This is a genomic window from Isoptericola sp. GX10416, from assembly GCF_056590155.1.
This window is the reverse complement of record NZ_JBWPVO010000003.1, coordinates 371,920-386,097: the sequence shown is the minus strand read 5'-3', so window position 1 is coordinate 386,097 and position 14,178 is coordinate 371,920. Positions and strand designations below refer to the sequence as shown.

Below are 14,178 nucleotides of genomic sequence, written 5' to 3'. Positions count from 1 at the left end.
CAGGTCGCACCGTGAAGAACCCAGGCCTCGGCATGATGGCGGTCCCGCTCGGCGTCGTCGGCATCGTCCTGCTTCTCGTCGTGCCGATCCCGGCAGGGCTGCTCGACGTGCTCATCATCGTCAACATCCTGCTGTCGTTGGTGATCCTGCTGACGGCGATGTTCGTCAAGAAGCCGCTCGACTTCTCGGTGTTCCCGTCGATGCTGCTCATCGCGACGCTGTTCCGGCTCGGTCTCAACGTTGCCTCCACCCGGCTCGTCCTGGGCGACGGCTACGCGGGAGAGGTCATCGGTGCGTTCGGGCACATCGTCGTCGACGGCAACATCGTCATCGGCATGGTCGTGTTCCTCATCCTCGTGGTGATCCAGTTCCTCGTGATCACCAAGGGTGCGGAGCGCGTGGCTGAGGTCGGTGCCCGGTTCACGCTCGACGCGATGCCCGGCAAGCAGATGGCGATCGACGCCGACCTGAACGCCGGGCTGATCAGCGAGACGGACGCTCGCGCCCGACGGGCCGAGATCTCCGCGGAGGCCGACTTCTACGGGGCCATGGACGGCGCGTCGAAGTTCGTCAAGGGCGACGCGATCGCCGGCATCGTCATCACGCTCATCAACCTGGTGGGCGGCATCGTCGTCGGTGTCGTCATGCACGGCATGCCGGCCATGGAATCCGTCGACACGTACTCCATCCTCACCGTCGGCGACGGTCTCGTGACCCAGGTGCCCGCGCTGCTGATGGCGGTGGCCACCGGCATGATCGTCACCCGGTCCAACGCAGGCGAGGGGGACGTCGGCTCGCAGGCGTCCAAGCAGCTCGTCCAGTCGCAGCAGGCGGTCGGCATCGCCGGTGGCGCCGCGCTCGTCTTGGCTCTCATCGACGGCATGCCCAAGCTTCCGTTCATCCTGCTCGGGATCGGGCTGCTCGTGGCGGCGCAGCAGATCCGGGCGAGCCACCAGCGTGCCGAGGCCGCGCGCGCGGAGGCTGCCCGCGCGGAGGCGTCGGCCGAGGCGTCGCCGGAGAGCTCCGACGACCTCCTCGAGCAGATGCGCGTGCATGCGCTCGAGATCCTGCTCGCGCCCGACCTCGTCGACCTGGTGACCGGGGCGCACGACGACCTCCTGGGCCGCGTGCGCGCCCTGCGGCGCAAGATCGCCATGGACCTCGGGGTCGTCGTGCCACCGGTGCGCACCCGCGACTCGATCGAGCTGCCCGCCTCCACGTACGCGGTACGGATCGCGGGCGTCGAGGCAGGCCGGGGACGCGCGCCCGCGGGCAAGGTCCTCGCCCTCGGTGACAGTCTCGACTCCCTGCCGGGGCAGGTCACGGTCGACCCGGTCTTCGGCATGGACGGCAAGTGGGTGCCAGCCGAGATGCGGCACAGCGCCGAGATGGCGGGAGCCACCGTCATCGACCGCGTCTCCGTGCTCGTGACCCACCTGTCCGCGATCATCTCGGCGAACGCCGGACGCCTGCTCTCGCGAGAGGACGTCCGGGTGCTGACCGAGGAGATCAAGCGTCACAACCCGTCGGCGGTCGACGAGCTCACGCCGTCGCTGCTGTCGCTCGCCGAGATCCAACGCGTCCTGCAGGGTCTTCTCGACGAGCAGGTGGCGATCAACGACCTGCCGCGGATCTACGAGGCCCTGGCGCTCGCGGCGAAGCGGTCCACGGACCCGGAGCACCTGGTCGAGGCGGCGCGCGGCGCGCTGGGCCCGGCGGTCCCGGCCCGGCACACGACGGGCGGCACCCTCAAGGTGGTGACCATCGCGCCCGCGCTCGAGCAGGCCATGCTCGCGGGCCGGCAGGCCGGCGGCGAGCACGGCACGTCCATCCTGCTGGACCCGGCGCGCCTCGACTCCTTCCGCACCTCGGTGGTGGAGCAGGCGGCAGCCGCGCGCGGCGCCGGCGACGACGTCGCCCTCGTGTGCGCACCGTCGTTGCGTGCCGCGGTCCAGCGCCTCGTCGCCACCCAGGTCCCCGACCTGCCGGTGCTCTCCTACACGGAGGCCACCGCGGGGCACGCGCTCATCGAGACCGTCGGGGTGGTGAACGATGCCCCGGCGATCGCGGGTCGAGAGTGACACCCTGCGGGGCGCCCTCGACATGGCGAGCCGCACCTACGGGCCTGACGTCCGGATCGTTTCTGCCGAACGCGTCATCACCGGCGGGTTCGCGGGCCTCTTCGGGCGCCAGCGCTACGAGGTCGAGGTCGAGGTCCCGGACGTCCACCCGATGTCGGCCGCGAAGCGGCCAGGCGCTTCCCTGGAGTCTCGGCGCTCCGGCATCGCCGTGCTGCTCGACGAGGCCGACGAGGCCGACGACCTGGACACGTCCCCCGGCGTCGACCGCGAGGTCTCGACGGGCGGACAGGAGTTCGCCGAGCTGCTCTCCGGGTTGATCGCCGAGACGGCCGCGCCCACGACGGCCACCGAGATCGACGGACCGTCAGCGCGTCCGGGCGACCTCGTCGCCCTCGTCGGGCTCGCCGACGACGCCGTCCCGGTCGTGCGGGACATGGCCGCACAGCTCGGGATGCTGCCGGCCTGCGCCGGTCTGGCACGGACCGACGGGATGCTCCGGGTCGACGGGAGCCGCGACGCGGTGGAGGCGCGCGCCCACGGCGTCCGGTCGGGTGTCTCCGTCGCGGTCGCCGTAGGAGTCGGGCTGGACGGCACGTCCGCGCCGGGGCTGATCGAGCAGCTCGGGCCGGAGCAGGTGTGGGTCGTCGTCGACGCCTCCCGCAAGCCCGAGGACACGCGGGCCTGGGTGGACGCCGTCCGCCAGGCAGCGCCCGTGCGGGCCATGGCGATCGTCGGCCGGGAGCTCACCGCGACGCCCGGCAGCGTGGCGGCGATCGGCCTGCCCGAGGGATGGAGGTCGGCTGTCGTCGAGCCCGGTGCATAGGTCAGGTGACATGTCAGGAAGACACAGGAAACGTCAGGAGGACGTCGATGCTGGTGCTGGGACGCAAGACGGGGGAGAGGATCCTCATCGGTGACGACGTCGTCATCACCGTGGTGTCCGCCGGGAAGGACGGGGTGCGCATCGGCATCGACGCACCTGACCGCCTGAGGATCCACCGGGCGGAGATCGTGGACCAGGTCGCCGAGGTGAACCGCGCAGCCACGGCCGCCGACGGCACCGCGGACGAGGCTCGCGCCCTGCTCGGGCTGCGACCGGGACGGTAGGCGATCCGGGCCGGCGTCCTGCCCGGCTCTCGGGTCGTCGGGCCCGACGGGACGCCCCGTGCCTCTCGGGGCGGGTGTCAGCGCCGGCCGTGGCCGGAGCCGCCGCGGCCGGAGCCGCCGCGGCCGGAGGTGCTCCCTCGGTCGTCGCTCTTGCCGCGGGCGCGCTCCTGGCTGTCGGTGCCGCGGTCGCGACCGTTCGAACCGGAGCCGGCCCGCGCGCCGTCGTGCCGGTTGCGTTCCTCCGAGGAGGTCTGGCGCCCGCGCTCGTGGCCGCGCTCATCCGCGCGCTCGTGGCCGCGCCCATCCGCGCGCTCGTGGCCGCGCTCATCCGCGCGCTCGTGGCCGCGGGGCCGGTCCGTGAACTTCTTCTTCGAGCGGTCGTCGTCGGCGCCTCGGTCGTGACGGCCCGTGTGGGCGGGACGCTTCTCACCCTTTGGTTCCTTCGAGGCCCTGCCGCCCGGCCCGTGCTGGGTCTCGGAGCTGCCCCGCCGGGAGTCCCAGGGGCGGTACGGCCGCGTCGCGGACGGGTCCTGCCGGGTGGTCTTCGACGACCCGCGGTCGGTCGTGCTCCCTGCGGAGGACTTCTCGGTGCGGTCGGTCGCGGACGGGGATGCGACGGACGCCGTGGCGCCGTCGGTCGGATCGGCGTCCTGCGACGTCTCGCGATCCTCCGCGGGCCCGGTGCCGGCCCGGCCCTCGTGCTCGAACCGGACGACGGACTCGGTGAAGGGGCGAACGAACGGACCGTCCGAGAAGGGGACGTCGGCGAGCTCCGGGAAACGGTCGGCGAGATCGCTCGTGCTCCCGGTCGGCCGCTCGAGTGCGATCTCCGCCGCGTCGTCGGTGCCGCGGACGGCGGTCGCGACGTTCGCCCCGACGAGCAGGGTGACCGACGTCAGGACGGCGGCGACGCCCCACCGGGCAGGTCCGACGGCTCGTCGCGGGTGCCGAGGCCTCGAGGCCGGGCGGCGGGACGGTCGGTGGGCTCGCGGCTGTGCGAGGGGTGCGACGGCGGCCGGCTCGGCAGGGGCGACGGCGCCCCACCGCGCGGCGACCTCATCGACCTTCGTCGTCGTGCCCGACGGCCCGGCGGCGCGGCGCAGCTGCACCAGGACCGCCCGGTCGGCGGCGAGACGCTGGCGGTACGGGGTAGCGGCCAGCACGCCGCGCGCCACGCCCTGACGTGCCGCGCGTGCGGACTCGAACCGCATCGTCGCCGGCCAGGCGCGGTCGTCGACGTGCCGACGTCCCGTCGCGACGTCCTGCATGAGGGCGCGCTGAGAGGTTTCGACGATCTCGAGGGCCGCGTACCGGGCACCGGCGGTCGCGCCGATCGTGCGGACAGCCCGCCGGGCGGCGCGCGCGAGCTCGGCGTCGTGCGCGACGACGACCGCGGCGAGCGCCCGCTCGCGTTCGGCGCCGGGCAGTGCCCGAACCTCGGCGAGGGCGTGCCTGATCCCCGAACGCTGTTCCCAGCTCCCCGGTCCGTCCATACCTGTTTGCCCCCCTCGTGTCGCCAGCCCCCGCGGCTGTGTCGCTGTCAGCGGAGATGTCCACGGTGCGTTCGCGATCTGCCCACCGGCACGTCTGGTGTGCCGGCCGACCGCGTGGTGCCCTGCTGCTCCTGCCGGCGGTGCCTAGCAGGCGTAGGCCGCGTCTGCGGTCCGCACCGGGCTGCCGGGCGGAGCGTCGACGGGCTTCGTGTCCAGGTCGCAGGCCGCCTCGATGCCCATGTCACGCAGGTGCTCGGCGGCGATCTCCCGGACCCGCTCGACGTGTGCCAGCGCAGTGCGCCGGGTGATACCGAGCGTCCGGGCGATCCACACGATGGTGTCCTGGCCCGGGATCGGGCCGTTGCCGTACGCGTCCGTCATCCACAGGGCCGCGACACGCCCTCGCACCCGGTGCTCTGCGCGGGCGACCTCGACCACCCGGCGCAGCAGCAGGGGCACGTCGAGCGGGTGCAGCACGCCGTCGGGCGCGGTGACGACCAGCTGGTCGGAATCGAGAGACTCGTCGAAGGACAGCGTGCCCCGCAGCACCAGCTCGTCAGCCTCGCTCACGACCATGCCTTGGCGGGCGGCGTCGGCACGGGTCGCGCTCAGCCGCTCGTTCGTGGCCGCCACCGCGTCCTTGACGCTCGGCGTGGTCCCACGGACCGCGGCGAGCTCGGCACGGGTCCGGGCGAGCTCCCGCCGGCGCCGCTGTGCGGAGACCATGCCGGAGGCCGGAGCGGTCGCGTGGTCCAGGAAGGACCGCACCCTCGGGCGCGCGGTGAACACGACGATCGCCAGGAAAGACCGCATCGTGGCCAGGAAGGTGGGCTCGCGGCGGGACCGCTCGAGCAGCTCCCAGACCGTCTCGGTCACGATCGCCTCGACGTCGTCCACGTGCTGGCTCGTGGGCACCGAGCTCGTACGGCACAGCCGGGCAGCGACGTTGCGCCAGTGCGGACGGTGGAGGGCGAGGAACTCGGTGAGCGCGGCGGGGTACGCCTCGTCGTCGAGCGCGGTGAGGCGCTCGATCTCCGCCCGGATCGGGTCGGTGCCGTTGGCCTCGCCACGCTCTCCCGAGGTACGTCGAGGGCGCACCTGGGTCGCACCTGGGTGCGCACTGGGGAAGAGCGGGATGTTCACGCTCACCAGTCTGGGGCCGGAAGGCCCTGTGGAGGTATATCCGGACGCATCTTTCACACTGGGGTTCACCCTGGCGTGAGAGCCGGAGGCTCTTGCCGCGTCGTCCCTCGTGGATACACTCTCTTGCTGATCCCTGCCACCGCGCGCAGGGGCGGGACGAGAGCCGGAGGTAGAACCGTGGCCAGGACGCCATGCGTGCGGTCTCCGCGATGAGAGAGCGGGACGAGGCTGCCCACAGCATGTGGGACGACACCACCTGGGCAGCCTGGGGGGTCGGGCTCGTCGAGCCGCTGCTCGACCCCTACGACCGTGTCGCGGACCTGGAGGCCATGCGCCTGGAGGCCAGGGGAGAGCGCTTGCGGGCGGTGACGCTGCTCGCCGGTACCCTCACCGACATCCTCGACTCGCTCCCCGACCAGGACCCCTGGCGACACGTCGACCCCAAGACGTTCGGGACCTACCGCGACGGCCTCGACCTGATCCCCACCGAGGCGACCGAGATTCGCGAGGACATCGGGCTCGCGGCGCTCGCGCGGCCGCTGGACCGGGACGCCGTCCGCCTCGTGTGTTCCGCGGCGCACGGGTGGGAGAGCGTCGCCCACGACGCGAACGAGTTCGAGGAACCAGTGATCCCGCTGACGCGTGCGGTCGCGTGGGCGTGCTGGCGACGCCGCGCCTACCTCGGCGAGGACAACTACCCCGTCCTCGTGCTGTTCTCCTGGCTGCGCCGTGCGGCGCTCATCGCAGGCGGCGGCGCACTCGACGACGAGCTGGCGCACCAGCAGATGCGGGCGGCGGCCAAGATCGTCGACGACGTGGTCTGAGCCGACCGGTCAGACGTCACCGAGACCCACCGAGGTCTCCACGTGGTCCGGCATGATGATTCCGAGGTCGATCCCCTTGGCGAGCGCGTCTTCGCGGCGCCGCACGCCGAGCTTGCGGTAGATCGACCGCAGCTGGCTCTTGACCGTGTTGACGGACACCGTGAGCGCCTGGGAGATCTCGGCGGCCGTGGCGTGCTGCATCAGGGTCACGAGCACCACGACCTCCCGCTCCGTGAGCGGCTGCTGCAGGTCGACCGTGGCCGCGAAGATCTCCGGGACCGGTTCCGCCGCGGCGATGACCCGCTGCGCGGTCAGGTCGTCGCCGCGGTCGGCGAGCTCCGCGAGGGCGAGCAGCTCGCGCCGCGCGGGCAGAGCGAACACGAAGGACAGCTCGCGGTCCGCCGTGATCGCGGCGAGCCGGCCGACCGCGTCGCGTGCCCGCGTCTCCTGGCCTGACCGGGTGAGCGCCGCCGCGAACAGCATCGCGTGCGTGGCTCGGTGCCGGGGCGAGGTGCTCGGCCCCGGAAGACGCTCCACGAGGAGCTCCGTCGCGGACTGCCAGTGCTCGGTCAGGAGCGCGACGTGCGCGCGCTGGAGCCAGGTCAGCGGCGAGCGGGGGGAGGCCCCCCGCAGGCCGGCGTGGACGGCGCCCACCCGGCCGCGGGCGAGGTTGAGCAGGCCCGCCGCGTAGGCGAGCTGCTCGCTGTTGCGGGTCGAGATGCGCTGGCGCCCGCGGTCCGCCGCGATGTAACGGCGCAGCCGCTCCGAACCGAGCGCCGCCTCGAACGAGACGAGGTCGATCACCGCCTGGACGGTGGCGAACATCGGTCGGGTCTCGAGCGTGGCGAGGTGCGGCCGCATGACGTCGAGGTGCGCCTGCGCCGAGCGCGCCTCGAAGCGTTCGACGCACACGATGGCGCGGGCCAGACGGTAGAGGTCGTGGTCCCGCCGGGCGTGCACCTGCTCGAGGGGTGAGGCCTCGATGACCTCGAGGTCGCGCTGCGCGTCGGGCATGTCGCCGCGCACGGCGTGGATGAGGGCTCGCAACGAGAGGCCGTACAGCGTGCGAGGATTCTCCGTGGGGGAGTCGCCCAGGTCTCCCAGCATCGTCAGGGCCTCGGCCGCCTCCCCGCCGCGCGCGAGCGACATCGCCATCTCCGCGCGCAGCCGCGGGATCTCCCGTGCGAGGCGCCGGTGCTCGTCCGGGCCCAGCTCACCCAGCGTCCTGCGTGCCGCCCGAGCCGGAGCGATCGCCCGCTTCGCCGCGCCCGAGCTGCGCAGCGCCACGCTCTCGAGCACCTCGAGCACCACCCGTTCCCCCGCCCTGGCGGCGCGGGCACGGGGCCGGAGCATCGCCACCGTGAGGCGGTAGAGGTCGATGGCCTCGTCGCGGCCCCCCGGCACGCTGTCGAGATGGATCGCGAGCGCCCCGCACAGCAACGGCCAGCGGCGCAGATCGGTGGGGGCGACCCGCTTGATCGTCGAGAGTCGCTCGAGGTTCCCCGGCTCGATCAGCTCGACCCAGTAGCGCGACACCACGGCCGAGGCCACGTCCAGTGCACCCGCGTTGATCGCGTGCCGTAGCGCCTGGATCGGGTAGGCGTTGGCGAGGTACCAGCGGGCCGTCGCCTCCTCGATCGAGGCGATCTCCTCGGCGAGCTCGAGGCGCGCCGTGTTCAGCACGAGCGACCGCACCACGGGGAAGAGGACGAACACCCGGCCGATCGATTGCCGCTCCCACGTCCCGAGGCCGCGCTCCTCCAGCATCGTCAGCAGGTCGACGGCCGTCGGCGTCCGGGTCAGCGTCACCGCGAGCTCCGAGGTGAGGGTCTCCGGGACGGCGCACCGCAGCAGGAGCTGCTCGAGCTGCGTGCGCGAGGGGCCCTCGAGCTGTCTGTCGAGCGCGGTGCGCAGCAGCTCGTCCGCGACCTGCACGTGCCCGGGCGTCCCGTGCGACCCGGCCATCTCGGCGGCCAGCATCGCCACCCGGAGGTAGAGCGGCTGGCCACCCGTACGCACGTACGCGTCCTGGGGGTCCAGGTCCAGCCCCGCGTCGCGCAGCACGGCTGCCGTCTCATCGGGTGTGAGGGGGAGCTGGTCCGCGGTGATGATGGTGCGGTCCAGCTCGAGGCCGACCCCTGGGGCCTCCAGCGGTGACGCCACCCGGGTGGCGATGGCGATCGAGAGCTTCGGGCACGATCTCAGGAGATCGAGGACGTCCGTGTGGACCTCGTCGTCCGTCACGTGGTGATAGTCGTCGACGACGACGAGCACCTCCCCGCGCACCGACATAGCCGCCTCCGTCAGCCAACCGAGCAGGTGGTCGGTGTCCGCGTCCTGGGGGACGGGCGACGCCGCGAACCCGGGCATCGACGCCCGGGTCGCCCGCTGAGCGATCGCACGCCACAGGTCGGCCCGGCTCGTCGCCGGCGGAGCCGTGAACCACACGCCCGTGGCGTCACGGTGTCGGGCCCACTCCGCCAGGAGGGCGGTCTTGCCACTACCCGAAGGACCGCGCACGACCCGAAGCGCGGCGTCGGCGTCGAGCCGATCCAGCAGTCGCTCTCGCCCGAGCTTTAGTTGCTGCGCCCTCGGGGCGCCGTACAAGCGAAAGTTTCTCTCCTCCGGTTGCCGCATTGCGTCTCCCAGCCCTCCCCCTTGCGCCGTCGGTACCGGGTGCGGCAGCTCTGCCCTCCGGCGGGCGCCCAACGTCAAGCGCTGTTCTGGCTTCACCCTAGGCGAGTCGGCCCGAGGATTCTCGGGGAAGAGGCTGACCGACCGGCTCGCCACGCGCGGGGTGCATAGGGGCTGACGACCCGTGACGCGGCGCCAGACGCCGGAGAGGAGAAGGGCACCAGCCCGCAAGACCGATGAACCGAACTCTCGTGATCCTCGCCGCCGTGCTGGTGGCCGTCCTCGCCGGCACGTTCGCGCCGTCGTCCGTCGCCTTCGCCGCCGGGTTGGGTGCGGCTCCGACGGCGGGTGCCCCCGACGCCTGCAGCGCCCCCAGGCCGGAGGAGACCGGGCCGGAGGAGACCGGGCCGGAGGAGACCGGACCGGAGGAGACCGGGCCGGAGGCGGTGAGCCAGATGCCCGGCACCAGCGGTGCGTGCGATCCCGGGCCGGATCCCGCAGTGCCCGTCGTGCCCGCGGATCCCGCGGTGCCCGGAGCGGAGGTGCCGGAGGGCGGGTCGGGGGAGGAGCCGGTGACCGACCCGCCGCTGTCCGGGCCGGACGCACCTGACGCTGATGCTCCGGACGGTGGCGGACCCGCACCGGAGGCGGACCTCGACATCGAGCCGGGTCCCGACCTCGACGTCGAGCCAGGTCCCGGGCCGGGTCCCGATCCCGGGGTCGAGGCAGAGCCCGGGGACGAGGGACCCGTGGACCCGGCCGTCAGCGTTCCCGAGGAGCAGGTGCCGGACGAGACGGTCCCCGGAGCCGCCGACCCCGACGAGGCGGTGACCGGTGCTGACGCCCCCGACCGGTCGACCGAGGGGAAGCAGGCCACGGCCTCGTCACCGGACCGGCGGACCACGGAGAGCAGCAGCACGACGGCAGAGCGTGGGGTGCGGGCGTCCGGCGGCCGCACCGACGAGCATCGTCACGAGGCGACGGACCGGTCAGCGAGACCTGGGTTCTCGCGACAGGCTGCAGGGCCTGTCGCCGCGACCGAGGTCCCGGCCTCGACCACGCCTGCGGCCTCGACGTCGGACGCGGACCCGGGCACGCTGCTCGTCATCGGCGCTGTGCTCGCTGCCGTGCTGCTGGTGCGCGGGCGCAGGGACCAGCTGCTCTGAGCCTCGTCGGGTACGGCCCGGGCAGCTCGCCGAGTCGGTGGGCGCTGGCCGAGGCCCGCTGGCGGACGTCCGCGAGCCCATGAGGACGGTCTACCCCTGACCGCCACCCGTCGCCCCGCCACCTCCGCGGCACTGCGGGCGGCACTGCGGGCGACGCGGGGGGTGGTCCGGGAGGTCAGCGGAGCCGGTCGCCGAGCCGCGCCAGCTGGTCCCGCAGCGCAGCCGGCATGCGGTCACCGAAGGTGTCGAAGAACTCGGACGTCAGCTCGGCCTCGGCGAGCCAGGCCTCCGCGGGCACGTCGAACAGAGCCTCCAGGTCGCTGTCGGAGACGTCGAGGCCGTCGACGTCGAGCGCCCCGGGCGCGGGGAGCAGCCCGACGGCGGACGGGACGGCTCCGGCGTCGGTGCGCACGCCGCGCGATCGGTCGATCTGCTCGGCGATCCACTTGACCACTCGCGAGTTCTCACCGAACCCGGGCCAGATGAACTTCCCGTCGGCGTCCTTGCGGAACCAGTTGACCTGGAAGATCTTCGGTCGCTTCTCGGAGTCCAGGCCGGCGCCCACCTCGAGCCAGTGCGACCAGTGGTCGGCCATGTTGTAGCCGCAGAACGGCAGCATCGCGAACGGGTCACGCCGCAGCTCGCCGACGGCGCCCTCGGCCGCGGCCGTGCGCTCGGAGCTGATCGTGGCCCCCATGAACACGCCGTGCTCCCAGCTCGTCGCCTGGGCGACCAGCGGCACGTTGGTCGCCCGCCGCCCGCCGAAGACGATCGCGTCCACGGGCACGCCCGCCGGGTCCTCCCAGACGTCCGCGATCGACGGGCACTGCGCCGCCGCCACCGTGAAGCGCGAGTTCGGGTGCGCGGCGGGCCGGCCGGCCTCCCCGTCGGTGGGCGTCCAGTCGTCGCCCCGCCAGTCCACCAGGTGCTCGGGCGGCTCCGGGGTGAGCCCTTCCCACCAGACGTCGCCGTCGTCCGTGAGTGCGACGTTGGTGAAGATGACGTCGTGGGTGAGCGTCTCGATGGCGGTCGGGTTCGTCTCGACGCCGGTGCCCGGTGCGACCCCGAAGAACCCGGCCTCCGGGTTGATGGCACGCAGCGTGCCGTCGGGGCCGGGGCGCATCCAGACGATGTCGTCGCCGATCGTCTCGACGGTCCACCCGGGGACCGTCGGCTGCAGCATGGCGAGGTTCGTCTTGCCGCAGGCGCTGGGGAACGCGGCAGCCAGGTGGTACTGGCGCTGCTCGGGCGAGGTGATGCGGATGAGCAGCATGTGCTCGGCCAGCCAGCCCTCGTCACGGGCCATCGCCGAGGCGATGCGCAGCGCGAAGCACTTCTTGCCGAGCAGCGCGTTGCCGCCGTAGCCGGAACCGTAGGACCAGATCTCTCGCGCCTCGGGGTAGTGGACGATGTACTTGGTCTCGTTGCACGGCCACGCGACGTCCTGGTCCCCGTCGGCGAGCGGTGCGCCTACCGAGTGCACGGCGGGGACCCACTGCTGCCCGCCCTCGATGAGGTCGAGGACCTCGCTCGAGACCCGCGTCATCACGTGCATGGAGACGACGACGTAGGGGGAGTCGGTGATCTCGATGCCCACCTGGGAGATCGGCCCACCCACGGGGCCCATCGAGAAGGGCACCACGTACATCGTGCGGCCCTTCATGGAGCCGGCGAAGACCTCGTCCAGCTCGGAGCGCATCTCGGCAGGTGCGCACCAGTTGTTCGTCGGGCCGGCGTCGACCTCGCGCTCCGAGCAGATGAACGTGCGCGACTCGACGCGGGCGACGTCGGACGGGTCGGAGCGCGCGAGGTAGGAGCCGGGGCGCTTCTCCTCGTTCAGCTTGAGGAGCGTGCCCGCCGCGACCATCTGGTCGATCAGCCGCTGCTTCTCCTCGGCAGAACCGTCGCACCACACGACCTCGTCCGGCTGGGTGAGCTCGGCGATCTCGGCCACCCAGGCGAAGGGGTCGCGGACGGGCACGGCGGCCGACGGCGCACCGAACGTGTCCGGGAAGCCGGCGGCATCGGTGCGGCCCAGCGTGTCCGGCGTGAGCTCCGCGACCGCGAGCCGGGTCCGTCGAGGATTGGCGGTGAAGTGCATGGCGGCTCCGTCCGTGATGGTTCTCCCGTCGCGGCGGACGGGCTTCCTGCTTCCACTCTGCGCCTCGGTGGCGGCGGGTTTCCATCCGGACGGCCGTGAAGATTCGCCGATCTTCACGTAGCGTGAAGCCATGACCACCACGGCGGCGTCGGAGACCCCGGACCTCATCACCCTGGGGCGGCGCATCCGGCACGCGCGCACCTCCCGCGGACTGACGCTGGACGCGCTCGGCAGGGCCGTCGACGCCGCACCGAGCCTCCTCTCGCTCGTCGAGAACGGCCGCCGCGAGCCCCGGCTCTCCCTGCTGCGCGCCATCGCCGAGGCGCTCGACGTGGGGCTCGCCGACCTCCTGGCCGACGAGCCGCCGTCGCGCCGCGCCGCCCTCGAGATCGCCCTCGAGCGCGCGCAGCGCGGCCCGCTGTTCGCCACGCTCGGGCTGCCGGGGATCAAGCCGAGCCAGAAGCTGCCCGTGCCCGTCCTTGAACAGCTCGTGGGCCTGCACGCCGAGCTCTCCCGGCGCGAGGAGGAGGCGATCGCGACGCCGGAGGAGGCGCGGCGAGCCAACACGGTGCTGCGGCACGAGCGGCAGGAGCGCGGCAACCACATGCCGCACATCGAGGAGATCGGCGAGGACATGGCGCGCCGCGCCGGGTACACCGGCGGTGCGCTGACGCACCGCACAGTGGCGAGGATCGCCGAGGACCTCGGGCTGACGATCCTGCACGTGGACGACCTGCCGCGCTCCGCCCGCTCGGTCACCGACTGGAAGAACGGCCGGATCTACCTGCCGCCGGCCTCGATCCCCGGCGGGCACGGCCTGCGCTCGCTGGCGCTGCAAGCCATCGCCCACCGCGTGCTCGGTCACGAGCGGCCCCGCTCCTACGCCGAGTTCCTGCGGCAGCGTGTCGAGATCACGTACTTCGCGGCGGCGTGCCTCATCCCGGAGTCGGCCGCCGTCGAGTTCCTGTCGCAGCGCAAGCGCGAGAAGGACCTCGCGGTGGAGGACTTCCGGGACGCCTTCGGCGTCACCCACGAGGCGGCCGCCATGCGGCTCACGAACCTCGCTACGGTGCACCTCGGTATCCCGTTGCACTTCTTGCGGGTCGGCGACGACGGCGCGCTGTTCCGCGGGTACGCCAACGACGGTCTGCCGCTGCCGCAGGACGTCACCGGCGCCATCGAAGGCCAGCTCGTGTGCCGCCGGTGGCCCGCGCGCGAGGCCTTCACCCGCCGGGACCGGGCGTCGGAGTCGTACCAGTACACGGACACACCGGCCGGTACCTTCTGGGACTCCGTGCAGACGGGCACGGCCGCCGACGGGCGGCAGTTCTCGATCACCGTCGGGGTGCCGTACGCGCACGCCAAGTGGTTCCGGGGTCGCGACACCCAGGTGCGCCGCACCTCGACGTGCCCGGACCCGGCCTGCTGCCAGCGGCCGCCGTCGGACCTCGCCGACCGGTGGCAGGCGCACTCGTGGCCGAGCGCGCGCATGCACCAGCAGGTGCTCGCCGCGCTGCCGAGAGGAGTGTTCCCCGGCGTCGACGACACGGACGTCTACCGCTTCCTGGAGCGCCACGCCCCCACCCCCGCCGAGGTAGAAGGACAACCGTCGCGGTAGTACTACCTCGG

General features: G+C 72.9%; 10 protein-coding genes. 6 read left to right on the top strand and 4 right to left on the bottom strand.

The window, feature by feature from the left end; translation table 11 throughout:
• Nucleotides 1-35 precede the first annotated feature (35 nt).
• Genes ACWAT2_RS07580 through ACWAT2_RS07570 form a run of 3 tightly spaced genes read left to right on the top strand, consistent with a single transcriptional unit; the run spans nucleotide 36 to nucleotide 3,188 of the window.
• Entirely contained in the window at nucleotides 36-2,081 is a 2,046-nt protein-coding gene (locus ACWAT2_RS07580) for a flagellar biosynthesis protein FlhA (protein ID WP_402372953.1), read from the top strand.
• Nucleotides 2,053-2,904: a hypothetical protein gene (locus ACWAT2_RS07575; RefSeq protein ID WP_402372817.1), complete on the top strand. Its 852-nt coding sequence runs from the start codon at nucleotides 2,053-2,055 to the stop codon at nucleotides 2,902-2,904. The genes ACWAT2_RS07580 and ACWAT2_RS07575 overlap by 29 nt, the downstream gene beginning before the upstream one ends.
• Nucleotides 2,905-2,951: 47 nt before the next feature.
• Nucleotides 2,952-3,188: a carbon storage regulator gene (locus ACWAT2_RS07570; protein WP_402372814.1), complete on the top strand. Its 237-nt coding sequence runs from the start codon at nucleotides 2,952-2,954 to the stop codon at nucleotides 3,186-3,188.
• Between the two features lie 77 nt (nucleotides 3,189-3,265).
• Here the strand turns inward: ACWAT2_RS07570 and ACWAT2_RS07565 are convergent, their stop codons facing one another.
• Together ACWAT2_RS07565 and ACWAT2_RS07560 are read right to left on the bottom strand one after the other, a co-directional pair.
• Nucleotides 3,266-4,681 (bottom strand): hypothetical protein, encoded by a 1,416-nt coding sequence (locus ACWAT2_RS07565; RefSeq protein WP_402372812.1) that lies wholly within the window; start codon nucleotides 4,679-4,681, stop codon nucleotides 3,266-3,268.
• A gap of 144 nt (nucleotides 4,682-4,825) precedes the next feature.
• On the bottom strand, nucleotides 4,826-5,824 hold the full coding sequence (locus ACWAT2_RS07560) for a hypothetical protein (protein WP_402372809.1): 999 nt from the start codon (nucleotides 5,822-5,824) through the stop codon (nucleotides 4,826-4,828).
• A gap of 239 nt (nucleotides 5,825-6,063) precedes the next feature.
• Between ACWAT2_RS07560 and ACWAT2_RS07555 the strand changes: the two genes are divergently transcribed.
• On the top strand, nucleotides 6,064-6,648 hold the full coding sequence (locus tag ACWAT2_RS07555; protein ID WP_402372807.1) for a hypothetical protein: 585 nt from the start codon (nucleotides 6,064-6,066) through the stop codon (nucleotides 6,646-6,648).
• Between the two features lie 9 nt (nucleotides 6,649-6,657).
• On the opposite strand, the gene ACWAT2_RS07550 is transcribed toward ACWAT2_RS07555, so the two are convergent.
• The gene (locus tag ACWAT2_RS07550; protein ID WP_480048716.1) at nucleotides 6,658-9,168 is read right to left on the bottom strand and encodes a helix-turn-helix transcriptional regulator; all 2,511 of its coding nucleotides are present in this window, start codon (nucleotides 9,166-9,168) and stop codon (nucleotides 6,658-6,660) included.
• Nucleotides 9,169-9,518: 350 nt separating this feature from the next.
• Here ACWAT2_RS07550 and ACWAT2_RS07545 point away from each other — a divergent pair, with 350 nt between their 5' ends.
• Nucleotides 9,519-10,448 (top strand): hypothetical protein, encoded by a 930-nt coding sequence (locus tag ACWAT2_RS07545; RefSeq protein WP_402372804.1) that lies wholly within the window; start codon nucleotides 9,519-9,521, stop codon nucleotides 10,446-10,448.
• A gap of 175 nt (nucleotides 10,449-10,623) precedes the next feature.
• Here the strand turns inward: ACWAT2_RS07545 and ACWAT2_RS07540 are convergent, their stop codons facing one another.
• Complete coding sequence (locus ACWAT2_RS07540) at nucleotides 10,624-12,549, bottom strand: phosphoenolpyruvate carboxykinase (GTP) (RefSeq protein WP_402372801.1); 1,926 nt, start codon at nucleotides 12,547-12,549, stop codon at nucleotides 10,624-10,626.
• A 130-nt stretch (nucleotides 12,550-12,679) separates the two neighbouring features.
• Here ACWAT2_RS07540 and ACWAT2_RS07535 point away from each other — a divergent pair, with 130 nt between their 5' ends.
• A complete protein-coding gene (locus ACWAT2_RS07535) occupies nucleotides 12,680-14,167 on the top strand; it encodes a helix-turn-helix domain-containing protein (RefSeq protein ID WP_402372798.1) in 1,488 nt (495 codons plus the stop codon).
• The last annotated feature ends 11 nt before the right edge of the window (nucleotides 14,168-14,178 follow it).